Consider the following 20660-nt stretch of genomic DNA (forward strand, 5'->3'; position numbering starts at 1 on the left):
CTAACAGATAACTCTGCTAATTGCTTTTTATTTTTAGAATATTGCTGTCAAAGCGGTGATAAGTCCAAAAATGATACCTGGTGCATTAGCTGCTGCCAAAGGAATATCACGTTCTTTTTTAAAGAGACCGTAGTAAACCCAAAGACTGCAGTTAAGTGCAGCTACTGCTGGTTGGATAAAATTCCCTTTTTGACCAGCAAGGTTATTCATAATTTGAGGAATATAAGAAACATACATCATTACAGACATAAAGGTTGCAATCCAACCTAAAGTTTTCATTTGTTTTTCAGTCATTTTTTCTCCTTTCAAAAACAGTCTCAATTATACACTGTTTTTTAAGATAGTGAAGTTTAAAAAGCTATTTGTTAAAAACTTGTAAATTATCACAATCTTGTGATAAGGGAATCTTATTCGTTTAGAAACTTACTTTTTCTCAATCGGTGCAACACTGGCCAAAAGTTTTTTCAAACCGACTTCTGGGAAGTTGATTTTTAGTTCCTGTGTAGCTCCACTACCCGATACTTCAAGGACAGTCCCTTGACCCCATTTTTTATGAAGGGCAATATCACCGATAGACCAGCTAGTTTCACTGGAAGACGATTTACTAGTAGATGCAAATTGTCCAAATGGTAAGCCACTTGATTGGATCGATGTAGGCGCAGTATTCCGTTTTCGTTCTTGAAGAGCCTGTGCCAGACTCATTCCTTGCCCAAATGTAGTACCACCACTACTGTAAGATGCTTTAAAGCTTGTATTAGCAGGACGAGCCAAACCTTGATAGGTCAACAAATCTGAACTAATTTCATTGATAAATCGTGTCGGACGGTTATAGTTAGTCTTACCGAATAGTAAGCGAGAGTTGGCGTTGGTTAGATAGAGAATTTTCTCGGCGCGAGTGATTCCTACATAGGCCAAACGACGTTCTTCTTCCAATTCATCTGGATCTTCAGAGGCACGACTAAGAGGAAAGACATTCTCCTCCATCCCGATGATAAAGACAACCGGAAACTCTAGTCCTTTCGCTGCATGGAGGGTCATCAAGGTAACCTCTGATGTCTCCTGACTGCCAGAGTCAGTGTCGGCAATCAAGGCAAGATCATTTAAGAAACGACTCAGTTTGTCCAAACCTGTTTCTTCTTCTTGACTATCAGGATTGTCGTCAAAGTTCTTGGTAACAGATAGGAACTCTTCGATATTTTCAACCCGCGCCTTGCTTTCCAAGGTTGCCTGAGCATTAAGAATATCGACATAACCTGTTTTTTCAAGGACAGCCTCAACCAACTCTGTAATGGTTAATTGGTCCAGTTGCTCCCGTAAATCCAGTATCATATTGGCAAAATCCCAGATCGACTGAGCTGCCTTACCCTTAATTCCTGATAACATGATATTGGCTGAAGCATCTAGCATGGACATTTCTTGCAAATTAGCAAAATCACGAATCTTCTCAACAGTACCTGGGCCAATTCCACGCTTTGGTTCATTGATGATACGCTCAAAACTGATATTATCACTTAGGTTGGCAATGAGATTGAGGTAAGCAATGATATCACGAATTTCCTTACGGCTGTAGAATTTCGTTCCACCAACCATGGTATAAGGAATATTAGACTTGAGCAGAGCTTCCTCGATCGTACGTGACTGGGCATTGGTACGATAAAGAACTGCGAAGTCTTTATGAAGGAAGTTTTGATTACGACCAAGTTCATCGATGGTTTTGGCTACAAAAACAGCCTCATCCTGTTCATCGTTAGCTCGGTAGTAAATAATTTGTTCGCCATCTGCATTTTGAGTCCATAGATTCTTAGGACGACGATTTTTATTGTTTTTGATGACATCATTAGCTGCTTGGAGAATGGTTTTGGTTGAGCGATAGTTTTCCTCCAATAAAACAACCTTGGCTTGAGGATAGTCCTTTTCAAAATCAAGGATATTTTGCATATCAGCACCACGCCATCCGTAGATAGACTGGTCCGCATCCCCAACAACACAGATATTTTTAAAGCGAGAAGCCAACAGTTTGACCAGTTGGTACTGGGCATGGTTAGTATCTTGATACTCATCAACATGGATATATTGGAATTTTTGCTGATAGTAAGTCAAGACATCGGGATTTTGATCAAAGAGACGCAAGGTCAACATAATCAAATCATCAAAGTCAACTGACTCAGACTGACGGAGTTCCTTTTGATAGGCATCATAACACTTAGCGACAATGTTTGTATATAAATCTCCTGCTTGTGCAGCATAAGCAACATCGTCAATTAGATCATTCTTAGCATTAGAAATGGTCCCTAAAATAGAGCGTTCATTCCACTTTTTAGGATCCAAGTTTAACTGCTTGAGAATGCGTTTCATCAATGTTCGCTGCTCACCTGGATCGATGATGGTAAAGTTGCGATTGTAACCAATATGATCCGCATCACGACGTAAGATACGAACGCACATAGAGTGAAAGGTCGCTATCAAACAGTCCTGTGTAGCTGGATTGAGCCCGTAGGCACGTTCTTTCATTTCACGAGCAGCCTTATTGGTAAAGGTAATGGCTAAAATATTCCAAGGATTAACCATCTTTTCATCAATTAAGTAGGCAATACGATGGGTCAAAACTCGTGTCTTACCAGAACCAGCCCCCGCCATGATCAGCAGTGGACCTTCTGTTGTTTGGACCGCTTCAGCCTGTCGGTCATTCATACCGTTTAATAAAGGGTTCATTTTCTCTTCCTATTCTTCAAATCAATGTTTCTATTATATCAAAAAAGACTGAAAATAACTCTATCAGGGACAAGCTTCTTTTTTTCCTAAAAAAGAACACTAACAAGTGTTCTTTTTATTTTAATCATGAATAGATTGTAAAAGTGTCAACAAGGCTTGAGCCGATCGGCGTCCTGCTTCTACGATAAATTCATCAAATGTAATAGAAGCTTCGTGGTTAGCATTATCACTCATGGCACGAACAACCAAGAATGGTAGATTAAGCGCGTGAGCTGCTTGAGCGATAGCCGCTCCTTCCATCTCAACCGCAAGCACCTGAGGAAAATGTTCTTTTATAGCTTTAATCTTATCTTCACCCGCAATAAAACTATCACCGGTCGCTATCAACCCTAAATGCCATTTTTGGCTAAGTTTAGACAAACTCTCTTGAATCAAACTAACAAACTTCTTGTCAGATTCGAAATAGAGTGGTTGTTGGGCCATTTGACCGTATTCATAACCAAAAGCAGTCACATCAACATCATGATAAGCTAGATTATCAGCAATCACTACATCTCCAACTTCGATTCCTTCTGCCAAAGCTCCAGCTGAACCAGTGTTGATAACAGCATCTACTTTAAAGTGGTTAGCTAAGATTGCTACACTCATAGCAGACATAACTTTACCAATTCCACTCTCGACCAAGACAAGCTCGACTGAACCAATTTTACCCGTATGATACTGATTTCCTAATACCGTCTCTTCTTGAGCGTTTTCTAAATGTTGAATCAGATAAACTAGCTCTTCTGGCATAGCTGCTATAATTCCAATTTTCATGACATTCCCCTTAAATAAATCTCATTGCTAACACTAGCAAAATCAAGAGAAGAATAACAGCAAATAGAATCTTATTCAGTTTTGAGTTAAAAACATTTCTCTTAGTATTTTCAATTCGACGACTTTTATGGATTTGTGGTTCAACCTCAATCGTTAGGGTATCTTGACTAAAACCATGGTCACTTGAACGTGAAGCTCTATAATGTTGAGATGAAGTGGATAAAATCTTTGTTTCTTGATCATCTACTAAAGTAGGACCAGAGATATCTTCACCACGTTTTGCACGCTCGATTATTTCGTCTGTTAATAAAGGTTTTCCCATAGGTTCCTCCCCTATTTTTCTTGTAATTCCCAGTACTGGATAGCCATGATAGTCTTGGCATCACAGATATCACCAGACTGGATCAGTGCTTTTGCTTCTTCAAGACTAACTTCAAGTAATTCTAAAGTTTCATCTTCATCCTGTGGACGTGGATTATTAACCTTTGTCAAATCACTTGCCAAATAAAGTTTTAATCGCTCATTACAGAAACCAATAGCAGAATAGAAATCATACAAAAGAGTTAGTTTTCCAGTGTAGGCAGCTTCTTCTTCCAATTCGCGAAGGGCTGCCGCTTCAGGATCAGCGTTTTCTCCAATTTCTAGTTTTCCTGCAGGAATTTCAACAGAAACTTTTTCAATCGCCTTGCGATATTGCTTGACTAGAACAATCTTATTTTCTGGAGTAACTGCAAGAACACATACTGCACCATTATGGAAAATCAAATCACGTTGAGCTGTCCCTTTTCCATTAGGAAGTTCAACCTGATCTTGGACCAATTTAAAAATAGGACCTTTATAGATTTCTCTACGGCTGAGTGTTTTCTCTTCAAATTCCATGGTTAGCTCCTATTTGTTTTTAGGATGGTGAGGGAGATGAGTTGCATATTCGTCTTTGTTAACTTGGCGGCCACGACCGATGGCAATAGCATCAGCAGGCACGTCTTTAGTAATGGTTGAACCTGCGCCAACAAGAGAGTTATCTCCTAGTTCAACAGGAGCGATGATGGTTGAATTAGAACCAACAAAGACATTGTTGCCGATAACTGTCTTGAATTTATTTTTCCCATCATAGTTCACTGTTATAGTACCAGCACCAAAGTTGACGTCACTGCCAACTTCACAATTACCAATGTATGTTAAATGGCCAGCTTTTGTATTTTCTCCAATGCTAGAACCTTTCACCTCAACAAAGTTTCCAATATGAACATCTTTTGCCAGGCTAGAACCTGGACGAATATGAGCGTAAGGTCCGACTGTAACACCATCAGCAACTGTGCTCTCCTCAATCATAGAGTTGGTAATCACTGCACCTGAACCGATAGTACTATCGACAATATAAGTTCCATTCGTCAAAATAGTTTCAGCACCAATCTTACTAGAACCTTTGAGGGTTACATTAGCTTCAATTTGTACATCTGGAGCAATTTCAACATCCACATCAATATAAGTCGCTTCTGGATTTACAAAACTAACGCCATTAACCATGTGAGCTTGGTTAATACGACGACGCATAACAGCTTCTGCTGTAGCGAGCGCTACACGGTCATTTACTCCAAGACTTTCATCAAAGTCTTTAAGAGTATAAGCTCCTACTTTTTCTCCAGCTTCACGGAATATTCCAATCACATCCGTGATATAGTATTCACCTTGAGCGTTGTTGGTATTGATGTTTTTAAGAGCTTCAAAGAGACGTGCATTATCAAAAACATACGTTCCTGTATTGATTTCTTTGATTTGCTTTTCAAAATCAGTCGCATCTTTTTGTTCAACAATTCTTAGTACTTCAGCATTATCGTTACGAACAATACGTCCATAACCAAATGGATCTTCAGCTTCTGCGGTAAGGATAGTGGCTACGTTCTTGTGGTTCACATGAAAATCAATCAAGTTTTTCAAACTTTCACCCGTGATTAATGGTGTATCACCTGCAATAACCAATGTTTGTCCAGAAAGACCCTCAAGAATTGGTTCGGCCATCATAACCGCATGACCAGTACCTAATTGCTCAGTTTGTCTCACAAAATCAGTCTGTCCTGCTAAAACTTGCTCTACAAGTTCAGCCTTATGCCCGATTACAGTAACTGTTTTTTCGGGATTAATTGCGCCCACGCTACGAAAAACATGCTCAAGCATTGAAATTCCCGCAACCTTGTGCATAACTTTAGGTAGATCTGATTTCATACGGGTACCTTTACCCGCTGCTAAAATAATTGCATAATTTGCCATATTTTTCTCTTTTCTATAGAAATTCTTTATCATTATACCACAATTTACTTCACGATACACAAATTTGTTGACCTCAACATCACGCTAATGACTGTCACTACTCCGTTTTGAGTATATTTTTTGATTTTTTTCACAAATTACGATAAACTATAGGAGTATGAGAAAAAAAATTCGTCCAGCTTTTATAGTTATTATATTTGCTGCTTTTATAGGACTCTTGATTCTCAATCGTCCACGATTCGAAGAACATCCTGTAAAAACCAAACAAAATCCAGTTCAAATAGAAACACAAGCTCTACATAACTTGGATAAGCCTATCATCGATATCTCTGGTTGGCAAAGACCGTCAGAGATTAATTATGATATTTTATCTAAAAATATCTCTGGTGCTATTGTTCGAGTCCACGGAGGAAACCAGATTACTACTGAGAACGATGCATCTTATACGAATGGAACAGATAAAGCTTATAAAAGTCATATCGTTGAGTTTCAAAAGAGAAATGTTCCAGTTGCTGTCTATGCCTATGTATCTGGAAAAAGTGTAGAGGATATGGAAAAGGCTGCTGAAGCATTCTACAATTCAGCTTCCCCATACAATCCAAGTTACTATTGGTTAGATGTCGAAGAAAAAACCATGTCAGACATGAATAAAGGGGTTGAAGCTTTCCGTGCTAAACTAGAATCTCTAGGTGCTAAAAACATCGGTATCTACATCGGAGTTTACTTCATGGAAGAGCATAGCATCAGCACAGATAAGTTTTCACCTATTTGGATTCCTTCCTACGGACCTGATTCGGGCTACTTTGAAAGTTCACCAAATACAGACCTTGACTTTGATCTTCATCAATACACCTCAAAGGGTAAACTGGTTGGATTTGAACATCATCTAGACCTAAATCTTATTTCTTTGTCAAAAGATAAGGAAGAGACGTTTAGAAAACTATTTTTAAAACCTTAATTTCATTCAGCAAGCAAGATATTACTTCTGCTTGCTTTTTTTATTTCTCTTACTTTGTGATATAATACAAGAAGAGAATTTTAGAGAATAAATATGGAGAGAGTTTATGTTATCTTGGATTTCAAAAATGATTAAAGGAATTGTTATTGCGCTAGGATTTATCTTGCCTGGTATTTCTGGTGGAGTCTTGGCAGCTATTTTAGGTATTTATGAGAGAATGATTCGTTTTCTTGCCCATCCATTTAAAAACCTAAAAGAAGATATTCTTTATTTCTTACCTGTTGCTATCGGTATGTTACTAGGTATTGGTCTATTTTCTTATCCAATTGAGTACTTACTAGAGCATTATCAAGTTTATGTTTTATGGAGTTTTGCGGGTGCTATTATTGGTACAGTCCCTAGTCTTGTAAAAGAGGCTACTCAAGATTCTGAAAGAGACAAAGTCGATCTTATCTGGTTTTGGGTGACCTTTATTGTTTCTGGAATTGGTCTTTACGCTTTAAACTTTGTGGTTGGTTCACTCAACGCAAGTTTCACAAGTTTTATCCTAGCCGGTGTTCTTCTTGCTCTAGGTATTTTAGTTCCAGGATTAAGCCCCTCAAATCTTCTCTTGATTTTAGGTCTCTATACCCCGATGTTAACTGGATTTAAAACTTTTGATTTATTTGGTACCTTCCTTCCGATAGGAATTGGAGCTGCTGCTACACTTATTATTTTTTCAAAATTAATGGACTACGCTCTTCGAGTGTATCACTCTCGTGTTTATCACTTCATCATTGCAATCGTTCTTTCAAGTACACTCTTGATATTGATTCCAAATGCGGGTAATGCTGAAAGCATTAACTACAGTGGTTTATCTCTTGTGTCTTATGTGATTGTTGCCTTCTTTTTTGCTCTTGGCATTTGGTTAGGTATTTGGATGAGTCAGTTGGAGGATAAATACAAATAATGGCTAAGAAAGTTAAAGTAAAAAAGACCTTAGTAGAGCAAATTTTGACTAAGGCAGGTGTTGACCATCAAGGCATTCAAATCAATGCTTTAGAAGGAGAACTTCCTTCTGGTTATAATAGAAATCATATCTTTAAGACCTTAGCATTATTGGGTGATAAAACTGGTCCGGTAATAGGAATTGTCCCTATCACCGAACACCTTTCTGAAAAGAAATTAGCAAAGATTTCTGGAAATAAAAAAGTGGCCATGATTCCTCAAAAGGATTTAGAAAAAACGACTGGATATATCCATGGAGCTAATAACCCTGTAGGTATCCGTCAAAAACACAACTACCCTATTTTTATTGATGAAACAGCTTTAGAATTGGAAAAAATGATTGTCTCTGCTGGCGAGGTCGGGCACAGTATCATCATCGCACCTAAAGATCTGGCAAACTTTGTAAAAGCCAGCTTTGTTGATATCTTGGAGGAAAGTAACTCATGAAACTTTACTTTGTCCGTCATGGTCGAACAGTCTGGAATCTAGAAGGTCGCTTTCAAGGGGCTGGCGGAGATTCACCACTTCTCCCTGAATCCATTGATACCTTAGAGGAACTCGGTCAATATCTTAAAGATATCCCTTTTGACAAGATCTATTCGAGTGATTTACCGAGAGCTGTAAAATCAGCTGAAATTATCCAAAGTCAGCTGACAAATCCTTGTCCTTTAGAAAGTGTTCCTGAACTCAGAGAATGGCACCTGGGTAAACTGGAAGGTCTAAAAATTGCGACTTTAAATGCTATCTACCCTCAGCAAATTCAAGCCTTCAAAACTAACTTAGCTAAGTTTGATACTCGCATGTTTGAAGCTGAATCACTCTACACTACAACTCAGCGCACCATCCAATTTATCAAGTCCTTAAAAAACTCTAAGGCAGAATACCTATTACTTGTTGGTCATGGAGCAAACCTTACTGCAAGTCTTCGCACGCTAATAGGCTATCAGGAAGCTCTGCTTCGTAAAGACGGAGGTTTGGCTAATGCAAGTCTATCAATTATAGAAACTGATGACTTTGAAAGATTTACTCTAAAGACTTGGAACGATACTTCTTATCAAAAAATATAAAACTTGATATTAACAATCAAGTTCTTTTTAGTTTTTATAGAATATCCGTGAATTTCTTGACTATTTATGATAAAATGGAGTATCGTGAAAAATTAATTTATTATTTCAAATTTCGATTAAAATTAGGAGGAACTCATGTCAATAGAACACATGGAAGAACTAAATGACCAGCAAATCGTTCGTCGCGAAAAAATGGCTGCGCTCCGTGAACAAGGAATTGATCCTTTCGGTAAACGTTTTGAACGTACTGCCAACTCTCAAGAACTAAAAGATAAATTTGCTGAGCTAGATAAAGAACAACTACACGAACTAAATGAAACTGCCACTATCGCTGGACGCTTGGTGACTAAACGAGGTAAAGGTAAAGTTGGTTTTGCTCACCTTCAAGACCGTGAAGGTCAAATCCAAATCTACGTTCGTAAAGATGCTGTCGGTGAAGAAAACTACGAAATCTTTAAGAAAGCCGACCTCGGAGACTTTCTTGGTGTCGAAGGTGAAGTCATGCGTACCGATATGGGAGAACTCTCTATTAAGGCTACACACATCACTCACTTGTCTAAAGCCCTTCGTCCGCTTCCAGAAAAATTCCACGGTTTAACAGACGTTGAAACTATTTACCGTAAACGTTACCTTGATTTGATTTCAAACCGTGAAAGTTTTGAACGTTTTGTTACTCGCTCAAAAATCATCTCTGAAATTCGTCGTTATCTTGATCAAAAAGGTTTCCTAGAAGTTGAAACACCTGTGCTTCACAATGAAGCTGGTGGTGCTGCTGCTCGTCCGTTTATCACTCACCACAATGCACAAAACATTGACATGGTGCTTCGTATCGCAACTGAGCTTCACTTGAAACGTCTTATCGTCGGTGGTATGGAACGTGTGTATGAGATTGGTCGTATCTTCCGTAACGAAGGGATGGATGCTACACACAATCCTGAGTTCACTTCTATCGAGGTTTACCAAGCTTATGCAGACTTCCAAGATATCATGGACTTGACTGAAGGTATTATCCAACACGTTGCAAAAGCTGTTAAAGGCGACGCTCCAGTTATCTATCAAGGAACTGAGATCAAACTTAACGAACCATTTAAACGTGTACACATGGTGGATGCCATTAAGGAAATCACAGGGGTTGATTTCTGGCAAGACATGACCTTCGAAGAAGCTAAAGCAATCGCAGCTGAGAAGAAAGTTCCAGTTGAGAAACACTATACTGAAGTTGGTCATATCATCAATGCTTTCTTTGAAGAATTTGTTGAAGAAACTTTGATTCAGCCTACCTTTGTTTATGGACATCCAGTAGCAGTATCTCCACTTGCTAAGAAGAACCCTGAAGACGAACGCTTTACAGATCGCTTCGAGCTATTCATTATGACCAAGGAATACGGAAATGCCTTTACTGAGCTCAATGATCCAATCGATCAGCTTAGCCGCTTTGAAGCCCAAGCCAAAGCCAAAGAACTTGGTGACGATGAAGCAACTGGCATTGACTACGACTACATCGAAGCCCTTGAATATGGTATGCCACCAACAGGTGGTTTGGGAATCGGTATCGACCGTCTTTGCATGCTACTCACTGATACTACTACTATCCGTGATGTACTTCTTTTCCCAACTATGAAATAAAAACTAAACTCCTAGATGATTTCTAGGAGTTTTTTGTAGTTAAAAAGACAACCTTATCAAAGAGGTTGTCTTTTGTGTTTGAATTAGAATAGACCTAAAACAGTTCCATCACTTTCAACATCCATGTTGAGAGCGGCAGGTCGTTTTGGAAGTCCAGGCATGGTCATGACATCACCAGTAAGGGCTACGATAAAGCCTGCACCCAGCTTAGGTACCAATTCACGAATAGTAATTTCAAAGTTTTCAGGTGCTCCAAGAGCGTTAGGATTATCTGAGAAACTGTATTGAGTTTTGGCCATACAGATTGGCAATTTGTCCCAACCATTTTGTACGATTTGTGCAATTTGTGTTTGAGCTTTCTTTTCGAAGTTTACTTTGCTACCACGGTAGATTTCAGTAACAATCTTTTCGATTTTTTCTTGAACAGAAAGGTCGTTGTCATAGAGACGTGTGTAGTTGGCTGGGTTTTCGTCAATTGTTTTGACAAGAGTTTCAGCCAAAGCAACGCCTCCTTCAGCTCCATCAGCCCATACGCTAGCCAATTCGACTGGAACATCAATTGAAGCACATAGTTCTTTCAAGGCTGCAATTTCAGCTTCTGTATCAGAAACAAATTCATTGATAGCAACAACCGCTGGAATACCGAACTTACGAATATTTTCAACGTGGCGTCTCAAGTTTGCAAATCCAGCACGTACTGCTTCCACATTTTCCTCTGTCAGAGCATCTTTAGCAACTCCACCATTCATTTTAAGGGCACGAAGAGTCGCTACAATGACTACTGCACTTGGAGCTGTTGGCAAGTTTGGAGTCTTGATATCCAGGAACTTCTCTGCACCAAGGTCTGCACCAAAGCCAGCTTCTGTTACAGTATAATCAGCTAAACGAATAGCTGTTTTTGTCGCCAAAACAGAGTTACAACCATGGGCAATATTGGCAAATGGGCCACCGTGTACGAATGCAGGTGTACCATAGATTGTTTGAACCAAGTTGGGTTTAATAGCATCTTTCAAAATCAATGCCAAGGCACCCTCAACCTGTAAATCACCAACTGAAACTGGTGTGCGATCATAACGGTAGCCGATGACGATATTAGCCAAACGACGTTTCAAATCTTCAATATCAGTTGCCAAACAAAGGATAGCCATGATCTCTGAAGCAACTGTGATATCAAAACCATCTTCACGTGGAATACCATTAAGTGGACCACCAAGACCAACAGTTACGTGACGAAGAGCACGGTCATTCAAGTCAACAACACGTTTCCAAAGAATACGACGTTGGTCAATTCCTAGCTCATTTCCTTGGTGCAAGTGATTATCAATCAAGGCAGAGAGAGCATTGTTTGCAGTTGTAATAGCGTGCATATCACCAGTAAAGTGAAGGTTGATATCTTCCATTGGTAACACTTGGGCATAACCACCCCCAGCAGCTCCACCTTTAATACCCATAACAGGGCCAAGTGAAGGTTCGCGGATAGCAATCATAGTTTTCTTACCAATCTTGTTCAAAGCATCAGCAAGACCAATGGTAATGGTTGATTTTCCTTCACCTGCTGGCGTTGGGTTGATAGCTGTAACAAGAATCAACTTACCTACTGGATTTGCCTCAACCTCACGAATCTTGTCAAAGCTTAGTTTAGCCTTGTACTTTCCATACAACTCCAAATCATCGTATGAAATACCAAGTTTCTCAACAACATCAACGATCGGTTTTAACTCAATACTCTGTGCAATTTCAATATCTGTTTTCATAAAAAACTCCTCTAGCCTCTAATGTGTTAATTCATTATATCATAAAACAAGATTTTTAACAGTCATTATGATTAGTAACGTTCGTGAATATGGCTAAATAACAGACTTTCTTTATCTCTATTTAATTTTTTATATGCCTTTATAGATTTTAACTATGGATTAACATCCTATTTTCGGCCCTTGTTACATCGCTTTCATTTTACTTAATGCTCATTTTTTTGTACAATAGTTCTATGAAAATTTTAGTTACTTCTGGTGGTACAAGTGAAAAAATTGATAGAGTTCGTTCTATTACCAATCACTCTTCCGGTAAACTTGGAAAAATTATCACCGAGACTCTTCTAAAGGCTGGCCATGAAGTTTGTTTGATTACCACTCTTCAGGCAGTTAAGCCAGTTAGTCATCCAAACTTGAGAATCATCGAAATTAAAAATACTGCTGATTTGCTGCAAGTCATGAAAGATAAGGTTATGGATTACCAGGTCTTAATCCATTCTATGGCTGTATCAGATTACACTCCTGTCTATATGGCTGGTTTTGATGAGATTGAATCTAGTCAAGATTTAACAGAGTTTTTAGATAAGAAAAATCAGGAAACAAAAATCTCATCTAAGGAAGACGTCCAGGTTCTATTTCTCAAGAAGAATCCAAAAATCATATCTCTGGTTAAAGAATGGAATCCTAACATTCACCTGATTGGATTTAAATTACTGGTTGATGTCAGCCAGGAACATCTGATTCAAATTGCCCGGGAAAGTCTTGAAAAGAACCAGGCTGATTTAATTGTCGCAAACGACCTTACTCAGATTAGTAGCGAGCAACATAAGGCTTACCTAGTTGAAAAAAATTCTTTCCAAACTGCTATGAGTAAACATGAAATTGCTGATTTACTCCTCGAGAAAATAAAAAGTTATGACTAAAAGAAAGGGATTTTATGGCCCGTATTACACTCGCTATTACAGGATCTATTGCTGCATACAAGACAGTTGACCTAGTTAGTTCTTTAAAAAAACAGGGGCATTCTGTTACTGTTCTTATGACTCAGTCAGCAACAGAATTCATTCAGCCATTAACTTTACAAGTACTATCTCAAAATACTGTACATCTCGATGTCATGCACGAACCTTTTCCAGATCAAGTGAATCACATTCAAATAGGAAAAGAAACAGATTTATTTATCGTAGTTCCTGCGACAGCCAATACAATCGCTAAATTAGCTCACGGTTTTGCTGACAATATGGTGACTGCTACTGCTCTTGCTTTGCCACACTTTGTACCCAAACTATTGGCTCCAGCTATGAACACAAAGATGTATGACCACCCTGCGACCCAAGCTAATCTTAAAACTTTAGAAGATTATGGTTATACAATTATTTCTCCCAAAGATTCTCTACTGGCCTGTGGGGATACAGGTCGTGGTGCTCTCGCTGATCTCGAAACTATTTTACAAAAAATAAAGGATAAAATTCATGAACAAACGCTCTAATATTGCTCCAATCGCTATCTTTTTTGCCATTATGATTGTTATTCATTTACTAAGCTCGATTTTATTTAATGTACTTCCCTTTCCAATCAAACCAACCATCGTTCACATTCCAGTAATTATTGCAAGTATTATCTACGGACCAAGAATCGGCGCAACCTTAGGTTTTCTGATGGGAATGCTTAGCTTAACGGTTAATACTCTCACAATCCTGCCAACAAGCTATCTCTTCTCACCATTTGTACCAAATGGTAACTTCTATTCAGTTGTAATCGCAATTGTTCCTCGTATCTTAATCGGTTTGACACCTTATTTCGTCTATAAACTACTAAAGGGAAGAGCTGGACTCATCTTTGCAGGTGCACTTGGCTCACTCACTAATACAGTATTTGTCTTAGGTGGTATCTTCTTCCTCTTTGGAAATGTTTATAACGGGGACATCCAACTGCTACTCGCGTCTGTAATCTCGACAAATTCGATAGCAGAGTTGATTATCTCGGCTGCTTTAACTCTCGTCATTGTTCCGAGACTTGAAAAAATTAAACAATAAAAAACTGTATCAAGAGATACAGTTTTTTTAATTATTACTGGGCTAAACGAGCTTCTTCTAAAATCTTCTCAATCTTTGTTGTCAGTAAATCAATAGCTACAGTATTGGTTACACCTTCAGGTATCACAATATCAGCATAGCGTTTAGTAGGCTCAATAAACTGATGATACATAGGTTTTACGACTCCAAGGTATTGATCAATGACGCTGTCTAAACTACGACCACGTTCTTCCATATCGCGTTTAATACGACGGATGATACGAACATCATCATCAGTGTCCACAAAAATCTTTATATCCATTAAATCACGAAGACGTTTGTCTTCCAAAACCAAAATTCCTTCCACTATAAATACGTCTTGAGGTTCTTGGCGATAGGTTTTCGAGCTTCTTGTATGGGCAGCATAATCATAGGTAGGAATATCAACAGGACGACCCGCTAACAATTCTTTGATCTGCGCAATCATCAAATCAGTATCAAAAGCAAAAGGATGATCATAGTTGGTTTTGATACGCTCCTCAAAAGTTAAATGAGATTGATCTTTATAGTAGGAATCATGCTCAATCATGGCAATTTTTTCGTTGGGAAAATGCGATAAAATCGCTTTAGAAACACTGGTTTTTCCTCCACCAGATCCCCCTGTTACTCCGATAATGATTGGTCTGTTTTGCATAGTTGCCTCCGTATTTTTCCTTTGTCTATTTTACCATATTTTTAGAAAATTTTACAGGATGACTTTTTAAATTATAGTACAAAAAACCTTGTAGTTTAGTTCTACAAGGTTTTAATGTTTTTAATCAAAGTTAACGTATTCTTTAGAAAGTTCAAGAACTTCTTCCATTGTTGAACATTCAGTAAGAGCACGGTTAGCGTATTCTTGCATCTTAGCTGTGTCAAGTTTCTTCATCAAGCTACGTGTACGAAGTACTGAAGTAGCTGACATTGAGAACTCATCCAAGCCCATTCCGATAAGAAGTGGAACAGCTGTTTGGTCACCAGCCATCTCACCACACATACCAGCCCATTTACCTTCAGCGTGAGCTGCTTTGATAACATTGTTGATCAAGCGAAGGATTGATGGATTGTATGGTTGGTAAAGGTATGAAACTTGTTCGTTCATACGGTCAGCAGCCATTGTGTATTGGATCAAGTCGTTTGTACCGATTGAGAAGAAATCAACTTCTTTGGCAAATTGGTCTGCAAGCATAGCTGCAGCTGGGATTTCAATCATGATACCAACTTGGATATCATCTGCAACTGCGACACCTTCAGCAACCAATTTTGCTTTTTCTTCTTCAAGAATAGCTTTAGCAGTACGGAACTCTTTCAACAAAGCAACCATTGGGAACATGATACGCAATTTACCGTGAACAGATGCACGAAGCAATGCACGCAATTGCGTACGGAACATTTGGTTACCAGTTTCTGAGATAGAGATACGCAAAGCACGGTAGCCCAAGAATGGGTTCATTTCTTTAGGAAGATCGAAGTAAGGAAGTTCTTTATCCCCACCGATATCCATTGTACGAACGACAACAGGTTTACCGTTCATACCTTCAAGAACTGCTTTGTAAGCTTCGTATTGGTCGTCTTCCGTTGGGAAATCTTGAGAATCCATGTACAAGAATTCTGTACGGTAGAGACCAACAGCTTCAGCACCATTTTCGTTCACACCTTCAACGTCTTTTGGTGTACCGATATTAGCTGCCAACTCAAAGTGTTTACCATCTGCAGTAACAGTTTTAGCATCTTTCAAAAGAGCCCATTCAGCTTTTTGTTTAGCGTAAGCTTCACCAGCTGCTTTGAATTCTGCAATTTGTTCTTCAGTTGGGTTGATAACAACTTCACCTGAAATACCTGAAACAGCCAAAATGTCACCATCTTTTACAAGTTCAGTGATGTTGTTTGTACCCAATACAGCAGCAATTTCAAGTGTACGAGCCATGATAGCTGAGTGACTTGTACGTCCACCAATGTTTGTTACAAAAGCTTTTACAAAGTTTTTGTCCAATTGAGCAGTATCAGACGGAGTCAAGTCATGTGCGATCACAATCACTTCTTCATTGATTGAAGCTGGGTTTGGCAGTTTCTTACCAAGAAGATTTGCCAAAACACGTTTGGTAACGTCGCGAATATCCGCTGCACGTTCCTGCATGTATGGGTTGTCTTCCATGCCTTCAAAGATTGTGATAAACATGTCTGTAACTTCTTTCAGACCTGCTTCTGCATTTACTTTCTTAGCACGAATTGTTTCTTTAATCTGACCGATCAATTCAGGGTCAGCAAGAACCATCAAGTGAGCGTCAAATACTTGCGCCGCTTCTTCACCAAGCGTACCTACAGCCTTCTCGCGGATAAGAGAAAGCTCGTTTTGAGAAGCTTCAAGAGCAACATCCAAACGAGCCTCTTCTGCATTTGTATCTTCGACTGTAATAGTCTCGAATGATAAATCCGGTTGAACGAGTAGATATGCTTTAGCAACTGCAACACCATCAGATGCTGCGATTCCTTTAAGCATTTCTGTCATATCCTTATGCCAATCCTTCTTTTTCCATTGTTTCTGAGATAGCAGCGATAGCGTCATCAGCGTCTGCACCTTCAGCAGTGATTGTAACGTCAGCACCTTGACCAACACCAAGGCTCATAACACCCATGATAGATTTAAGGTTAACTGATTTACCTTTGTATTCAAGAGTAATATCTGAAGCAAATTTGCTTGCAGTTTGTACCAACAATGTTGCTGGACGTGCGTGAATACCTGTTTCTGCCACTACGTGGAAATCTTTAGAAGCCATAATTTGACTCTCCTTTAAATGTTTTCTTTTTGAGTTATATCTGATAACCCTTACAATTTGATATTATATCACCTTCTAGGATTTTTTTCAAGTATTTTATGGGATTTCTTCTTTTTCCTTTCAGATAACTTGCTGAAAATCTTCTATTTTATGTATCAAAATACATCATGTAGTTTTTTATAATTTTAACATTTAGAAAACGCTGTTATTTATGGGTTTTATTTTTTACAATCACTATATATTGTGTTTAGACAACTCTCATCTAAAAAAAATCTACAATATTTAGTTTTTCTTCGTTGACAAAGATTTTTTTTCTGATATACTTAAGAAGTAATTAAATTTTGAAAGAGGAGTTACAGAATGGTAACCGTTTATTCTAAAAACAATTGTGTTCAATGTAAAATGACCAAACGATTCTTAGATAGTAACAACATCGCATATCGCGAAATCAATCTTGATGAACAACCTGAATTTATTGAACAAGTTAAAGAGCTAGGCTTCAACGCTGCTCCTATCATTCAAACACCAACTGAAGTTTTCTCTGGTTTCCAACCAGCAAAACTTAAAGAACTTGCTTAAGTATCAGGATTAAAAGCTTCTATGTCAATCTTAGAAGCCTTTCTTTTGTAATGAATTAAAGGAAATTTTATGGGATTAAAACAACTTGAGGATGTAACATACTTCCGTCTAAATAATGAAATCAACCGTCCTGTTAATGGACAAATCATGCTCCACAAAGATAAAGAAGCCTTGGACGCTTTCTTTAAAGAAAATGTTGTACCAAATTCTATGGTTTTTGATTCTATCACTGATAAAATCGATTACCTTATTAAACAAGACTATATCGAAACAGCGTTTATCAAGAAATATCGTCCAGAATTCTTAGAAGAGCTTTACCAATTTATTAAGGATCAAAACTTCCAATTCAAGTCTTTCATGGCAGCATACAAGTTTTACAATCAATATGCCTTGAAAACTAATGACGGAGAGTACTATCTTGAGAGCATGGAAGACCGTGTCTTCTTTAACGCTCTTTACTTTGCTGATGGTGACGAAGCTATCGCAATTGATATTGCCAATGAAATCATCCACCAGCGTTACCAGCCTGCTACACCTTCTTTCTTGAATGCAGGCCGTGCACGTCGTGGTGAATTGGTATCCTGTTTCTTGATTCAGGTAACAGATGATATGAACTCTATTGGACGTTCTATCAACTCAGCTCTTCAACTTTCACGTATCGGTGGTGGTGTCGGAATTTCCCTCAGCAACCTTCGTGAAGCTGGAGCACCTATCAAAGGGTATGAAGGGGCTGCTTCTGGTGTCGTACCAGTTATGAAGCTTTTCGAAGACAGCTTCTCTTACTCTAACCAATTGGGTCAACGTCAAGGTGCTGGGGTTGTTTACCTTAACGTCTTCCACCCAGACATTATTGCTTTCCTTTCTACTAAGAAAGAAAATGCTGATGAAAAAGTTCGTGTCAAGACTCTTTCACTTGGTGTTGTGGTACCAGATAAATTCTACGAATTAGCACGTAAGAATGAAGAAATGTACCTCTTCAGTCCTTATTCTGTTGAAAAAGAGTATGGTGTACCTTTTAACTACATCGATATCACAGAAAAATACGATGAATTGGTGGCAAATCCAAACATCCGTAAGACAAAAATTAAGGCCCGTGATTTGGAAACAGAAATTTCTAAATTGCAACAAGAATCTGGCTATCCTTACGTAGTCAATATCGATACTGCTAACCGTGCAAATCCTGTCGATGGTAAGATTATCATGAGTAACCTGTGTTCAGAAATTCTTCAAGTCCAAGAACCAAGTCTTATCAACGATGCGCAAGAATTCCTTCAAATGGGTACTGACGTTTCATGTAACCTTGGTTCAACCAACGTTGTAAATATGATGACATCACCTGACTTTGGACGTTCTATTCGTGCAATGGTTCGCGCTTTGACCTTTGTAACAGATAGCTCTCACATCGTTGCTGTTCCAACTATCGACCACGGAAATAGCCAAGCTCATACATTTGGACTTGGTGCTATGGGGCTTCACAGCTATCTTGCTCAGCAATTAATCGAATATGGATCTCCTGAGTCTGTTGAATTTACAAGCATCTACTTTATGCTTTTGAATTACTGGACTTTGGTAGAATCAAACAATATTGCGCGTGAACGTGGCATTACCTTCCACAACTTTGAGAAATCAGACTATGCAAATGGTACTTATTTCGATAAGTATACGTCTGGTCAATTTGTTCCAAAATCTGATCGAGTTAAAGAACTCTTTGAAGGAATCTTTATCCCGTCTGCAGCTGATTGGGCTGAACTTCGTGATAAAGTTAAAGCAGATGGACTTTACCATCAAAACCGTCTTGCTGTAGCGCCGAATGGTTCTATCAGCTACATCAATGACGTGTCTGCTTCTATCCACCCAATTACTCAACGTATTGAAGAACGTCAAGAGAAGAAAATTGGTAAGATTTACTATCCTGCTGCAGGATTATCAACTGAAACTATTCCTTACTACACTTCTGCCTATGACATGGATATGCGTAAAGTTATCGATGTCTATGCTGCTGCAACTGAGCACGTAGACCAAGGGCTTTCACTCACTCTCTTCATGCGTAGTGATATCCCAACAGGTCTTTATGAATGGAAGAAAGAGAACAAACAAACAACACGTGACCTATCTATCCTTCGTAACTACGCCTTTAACAAGGGCATTAAGTCTATCTACTACGTTCGTACCTACACAGATGACGGCGGTGAAGTTGGTGCTAACCAATGTGAAAGCTGTGTGATTTAATGGAAATAAAGAAGAAAGTAATTAAATTTTCCCTATTTTTAGCATTAGCAATTCTTGGTTATTTATTTGGTTTTTTATCAATTTGGGTCAACTCCAAATTAGATTATAATTCAACTCTAATAATGATTTTTTCATCACTATTCCTTCTTTTTGCTAATACAGATGCAAATAAGCTATTTTTTAATTATAAAAATATTGAAATTGTTGATGAAGTTAGAATAAATAAGTATGTCAGTATCCTAAAATACCTATATTTATACTTTACATCTTACCCTTTAATCATTAGTGCAATTAAGGAAATACACTGTTTCTATACAAATTTAAACTGGGAAATGATACAGACCCATCCAATAAATTTTGTATTATCTATTCTTCTACCATACATTTTTGCACTTGTATTAATAGACATTTTCAAAAGAATAAACTACTTAATAATGTCAAAAGAGCATAAAATACGTATGTTCATTAAAATATTGCTTTCAAACAAAATATTGCTTTCAATCTATAGAATAGAATTAAGACATATTATATTAAAGAAAAAATACCCAGCTATACTTGACAATACTAAAAAAAATTTAAAAGAAAAGCTAAACATAGATTCAATTCATCTAGCACCTGTTTCCAATCAGGATATTAGTATTTATTCAAACAACACAGATTCATATATCTTGACTGTTCAAATAAAATATATAGATACTGCAAAGGAAGAGCCACTAACTATTGAATCAATTTTATTAAAAATTCAAATAGATTTTGAAAATAATAGGATAAATCATGTTGAATTCTTGGACTAATAAATGACCATCATTCTTTACTATCAATTTAAGAAAGAGATT

At 38.1% G+C, this 20660-nt stretch carries 21 protein-coding genes; 11 read left to right on the top strand and 10 right to left on the bottom strand.

Going from position 1 to position 20660, the window contains the following annotated elements:
* Nucleotides 1-33: 33 nt before the first annotated feature.
* The 6 genes from HMPREF9423_RS06580 to glmU all read right to left on the bottom strand — a co-directional run bounded on the left by HMPREF9423_RS06580 (nt 34) and on the right by glmU (nt 5796).
* Entirely contained in the window at nt 34-294 is a 261-nt protein-coding gene (locus HMPREF9423_RS06580) for a SemiSWEET family transporter (RefSeq protein ID WP_006148555.1), read from the bottom strand.
* Nucleotides 295-423: 129 nt separating this feature from the next.
* Nucleotides 424-2712, bottom strand: a complete 2289-nt coding sequence (gene pcrA / locus HMPREF9423_RS06585; RefSeq protein WP_006148556.1) for a DNA helicase PcrA — start codon at nt 2710-2712, stop codon at nt 424-426.
* A 120-nt stretch (nt 2713-2832) separates the two neighbouring features.
* Nucleotides 2833-3528 (bottom strand): 5'-methylthioadenosine/adenosylhomocysteine nucleosidase, encoded by a 696-nt coding sequence (locus HMPREF9423_RS06590; protein WP_006148557.1) that lies wholly within the window; start codon nt 3526-3528, stop codon nt 2833-2835.
* Nucleotides 3529-3538: 10 nt separating this feature from the next.
* On the bottom strand, nt 3539-3850 hold the full coding sequence (macP, locus tag HMPREF9423_RS06595; RefSeq protein WP_006148558.1) for a cell wall synthase accessory phosphoprotein MacP: 312 nt from the start codon (nt 3848-3850) through the stop codon (nt 3539-3541).
* Nucleotides 3851-3861: 11 nt separating this feature from the next.
* Nucleotides 3862-4407 carry an NUDIX hydrolase gene (locus HMPREF9423_RS06600; RefSeq protein WP_006148559.1) on the bottom strand — a complete coding sequence of 182 codons (546 nt, stop codon included), beginning with the start codon at nt 4405-4407 and terminating at the stop codon, nt 3862-3864.
* A 9-nt stretch (nt 4408-4416) separates the two neighbouring features.
* On the bottom strand, nt 4417-5796 hold the full coding sequence (glmU, locus tag HMPREF9423_RS06605; RefSeq protein ID WP_006155830.1) for a bifunctional UDP-N-acetylglucosamine diphosphorylase/glucosamine-1-phosphate N-acetyltransferase GlmU: 1380 nt from the start codon (nt 5794-5796) through the stop codon (nt 4417-4419).
* A 157-nt stretch (nt 5797-5953) separates the two neighbouring features.
* On the opposite strand from glmU, the gene HMPREF9423_RS06610 reads away from it, so the two are divergent.
* The 5 genes from HMPREF9423_RS06610 to lysS all read left to right on the top strand — a co-directional run bounded on the left by HMPREF9423_RS06610 (nt 5954) and on the right by lysS (nt 10434).
* Nucleotides 5954-6754, top strand: coding sequence for a glycoside hydrolase family 25 protein (locus HMPREF9423_RS06610; RefSeq protein WP_006148561.1), 801 nt, complete (start codon nt 5954-5956; stop codon nt 6752-6754).
* Between the two features lie 106 nt (nt 6755-6860).
* Nucleotides 6861-7703, top strand: a complete 843-nt coding sequence (locus HMPREF9423_RS06615) for a DUF368 domain-containing protein (RefSeq protein WP_006148562.1) — start codon at nt 6861-6863, stop codon at nt 7701-7703.
* Entirely contained in the window at nt 7703-8188 is a 486-nt protein-coding gene (locus HMPREF9423_RS06620; RefSeq protein ID WP_006148563.1) for an aminoacyl-tRNA deacylase, read from the top strand. Before HMPREF9423_RS06615 ends, HMPREF9423_RS06620 begins: the two co-directional genes overlap by 1 nt.
* Nucleotides 8185-8808: a histidine phosphatase family protein gene (locus tag HMPREF9423_RS06625; protein WP_006148564.1), complete on the top strand. Its 624-nt coding sequence runs from the start codon at nt 8185-8187 to the stop codon at nt 8806-8808. Before HMPREF9423_RS06620 ends, HMPREF9423_RS06625 begins: the two co-directional genes overlap by 4 nt.
* 135 nt (nt 8809-8943) lie before the next feature.
* A complete protein-coding gene (gene lysS, locus HMPREF9423_RS06630) occupies nt 8944-10434 on the top strand; it encodes a lysine--tRNA ligase (protein WP_006148565.1) in 1491 nt (496 codons plus the stop codon).
* 83 nt (nt 10435-10517) lie between these two features.
* On the opposite strand, the gene HMPREF9423_RS06635 is transcribed toward lysS, so the two are convergent.
* Nucleotides 10518-12188 (bottom strand): formate--tetrahydrofolate ligase, encoded by a 1671-nt coding sequence (locus HMPREF9423_RS06635; RefSeq protein WP_006148566.1) that lies wholly within the window; start codon nt 12186-12188, stop codon nt 10518-10520.
* Between the two features lie 233 nt (nt 12189-12421).
* On the opposite strand from HMPREF9423_RS06635, the gene coaB reads away from it, so the two are divergent.
* The 3 genes from coaB to HMPREF9423_RS06650 are packed head-to-tail and all read left to right on the top strand — an operon-like array spanning nt 12422 to nt 14221.
* A complete protein-coding gene (coaB, locus tag HMPREF9423_RS06640; protein ID WP_006148567.1) occupies nt 12422-13108 on the top strand; it encodes a phosphopantothenate--cysteine ligase in 687 nt (228 codons plus the stop codon).
* 14 nt (nt 13109-13122) lie between these two features.
* On the top strand, nt 13123-13674 hold the full coding sequence (coaC, locus tag HMPREF9423_RS06645; protein WP_006148568.1) for a phosphopantothenoylcysteine decarboxylase: 552 nt from the start codon (nt 13123-13125) through the stop codon (nt 13672-13674).
* Nucleotides 13658-14221, top strand: coding sequence for an ECF transporter S component (locus tag HMPREF9423_RS06650; protein WP_006148569.1), 564 nt, complete (start codon nt 13658-13660; stop codon nt 14219-14221). Before coaC ends, HMPREF9423_RS06650 begins: the two co-directional genes overlap by 17 nt.
* Before the next feature lie 34 nt (nt 14222-14255).
* Here the strand turns inward: HMPREF9423_RS06650 and udk are convergent, their stop codons facing one another.
* The 3 genes from udk to HMPREF9423_RS06665 all read right to left on the bottom strand — a co-directional run bounded on the left by udk (nt 14256) and on the right by HMPREF9423_RS06665 (nt 17016).
* Nucleotides 14256-14894 (bottom strand): uridine kinase, encoded by a 639-nt coding sequence (udk, locus tag HMPREF9423_RS06655; RefSeq protein ID WP_004253618.1) that lies wholly within the window; start codon nt 14892-14894, stop codon nt 14256-14258.
* A gap of 120 nt (nt 14895-15014) precedes the next feature.
* The gene (gene ptsP, locus HMPREF9423_RS06660) at nt 15015-16748 is read right to left on the bottom strand and encodes a phosphoenolpyruvate--protein phosphotransferase (protein WP_006148570.1); all 1734 of its coding nucleotides are present in this window, start codon (nt 16746-16748) and stop codon (nt 15015-15017) included.
* Between the two features lie 4 nt (nt 16749-16752).
* On the bottom strand, nt 16753-17016 hold the full coding sequence (locus tag HMPREF9423_RS06665; RefSeq protein ID WP_000146952.1) for a phosphocarrier protein HPr: 264 nt from the start codon (nt 17014-17016) through the stop codon (nt 16753-16755).
* A 360-nt stretch (nt 17017-17376) separates the two neighbouring features.
* Between HMPREF9423_RS06665 and nrdH the strand changes: the two genes are divergently transcribed.
* The 3 genes from nrdH (at nt 17377) to HMPREF9423_RS06680 (ending at nt 20618) form a co-directional block, all read left to right on the top strand.
* Nucleotides 17377-17595 (top strand): glutaredoxin-like protein NrdH, encoded by a 219-nt coding sequence (gene nrdH, locus HMPREF9423_RS06670; RefSeq protein ID WP_006148571.1) that lies wholly within the window; start codon nt 17377-17379, stop codon nt 17593-17595.
* Nucleotides 17596-17664: 69 nt separating this feature from the next.
* Entirely contained in the window at nt 17665-19824 is a 2160-nt protein-coding gene (gene nrdE, locus HMPREF9423_RS06675) for a class 1b ribonucleoside-diphosphate reductase subunit alpha (RefSeq protein ID WP_006148572.1), read from the top strand.
* A complete protein-coding gene (locus HMPREF9423_RS06680) occupies nt 19824-20618 on the top strand; it encodes a hypothetical protein (RefSeq protein WP_006148573.1) in 795 nt (264 codons plus the stop codon). Before nrdE ends, HMPREF9423_RS06680 begins: the two co-directional genes overlap by 1 nt.
* Nucleotides 20619-20660: the final 42 nt, after the last annotated feature.

Source organism: Streptococcus infantis ATCC 700779, assembly GCF_000187465.1.
Lineage (GTDB): Bacteria > Bacillota > Bacilli > Lactobacillales > Streptococcaceae > Streptococcus > Streptococcus infantis.

Coding starts and splice junctions, on each gene's coding strand:
- pcrA (WP_006148556.1), bottom strand. CDS start 2,712: ATGAACCCTTTATTAAACGGTATGAATGACCGACAGGCTGAAGCGGTC.
- HMPREF9423_RS06600 (WP_006148559.1), bottom strand. CDS start 4,407: ATGGAATTTGAAGAGAAAACACTCAGCCGTAGAGAAATCTATAAAGGT.
- coaB (WP_006148567.1), top strand. CDS start 12,422: ATGAAAATTTTAGTTACTTCTGGTGGTACAAGTGAAAAAATTGATAGA.
- coaC (WP_006148568.1), top strand. CDS start 13,123: ATGGCCCGTATTACACTCGCTATTACAGGATCTATTGCTGCATACAAG.
- HMPREF9423_RS06580 (WP_006148555.1), bottom strand. CDS start 294: ATGACTGAAAAACAAATGAAAACTTTAGGTTGGATTGCAACCTTTATG.
- HMPREF9423_RS06625 (WP_006148564.1), top strand. CDS start 8,185: ATGAAACTTTACTTTGTCCGTCATGGTCGAACAGTCTGGAATCTAGAA.
- lysS (WP_006148565.1), top strand. CDS start 8,944: ATGTCAATAGAACACATGGAAGAACTAAATGACCAGCAAATCGTTCGT.
- HMPREF9423_RS06665 (WP_000146952.1), bottom strand. CDS start 17,016: ATGGCTTCTAAAGATTTCCACGTAGTGGCAGAAACAGGTATTCACGCA.
- HMPREF9423_RS06680 (WP_006148573.1), top strand. CDS start 19,824: ATGGAAATAAAGAAGAAAGTAATTAAATTTTCCCTATTTTTAGCATTA.
- macP (WP_006148558.1), bottom strand. CDS start 3,850: ATGGGAAAACCTTTATTAACAGACGAAATAATCGAGCGTGCAAAACGT.
- ptsP (WP_006148570.1), bottom strand. CDS start 16,748: ATGACAGAAATGCTTAAAGGAATCGCAGCATCTGATGGTGTTGCAGTT.
- nrdH (WP_006148571.1), top strand. CDS start 17,377: ATGGTAACCGTTTATTCTAAAAACAATTGTGTTCAATGTAAAATGACC.
- HMPREF9423_RS06615 (WP_006148562.1), top strand. CDS start 6,861: ATGTTATCTTGGATTTCAAAAATGATTAAAGGAATTGTTATTGCGCTA.
- HMPREF9423_RS06590 (WP_006148557.1), bottom strand. CDS start 3,528: ATGAAAATTGGAATTATAGCAGCTATGCCAGAAGAGCTAGTTTATCTG.
- HMPREF9423_RS06650 (WP_006148569.1), top strand. CDS start 13,658: ATGAACAAACGCTCTAATATTGCTCCAATCGCTATCTTTTTTGCCATT.
- nrdE (WP_006148572.1), top strand. CDS start 17,665: ATGGGATTAAAACAACTTGAGGATGTAACATACTTCCGTCTAAATAAT.
- HMPREF9423_RS06610 (WP_006148561.1), top strand. CDS start 5,954: ATGAGAAAAAAAATTCGTCCAGCTTTTATAGTTATTATATTTGCTGCT.
- glmU (WP_006155830.1), bottom strand. CDS start 5,796: ATGGCAAATTATGCAATTATTTTAGCAGCGGGTAAAGGTACCCGTATG.
- udk (WP_004253618.1), bottom strand. CDS start 14,894: ATGCAAAACAGACCAATCATTATCGGAGTAACAGGGGGATCTGGTGGA.
- HMPREF9423_RS06620 (WP_006148563.1), top strand. CDS start 7,703: ATGGCTAAGAAAGTTAAAGTAAAAAAGACCTTAGTAGAGCAAATTTTG.
- HMPREF9423_RS06635 (WP_006148566.1), bottom strand. CDS start 12,188: ATGAAAACAGATATTGAAATTGCACAGAGTATTGAGTTAAAACCGATC.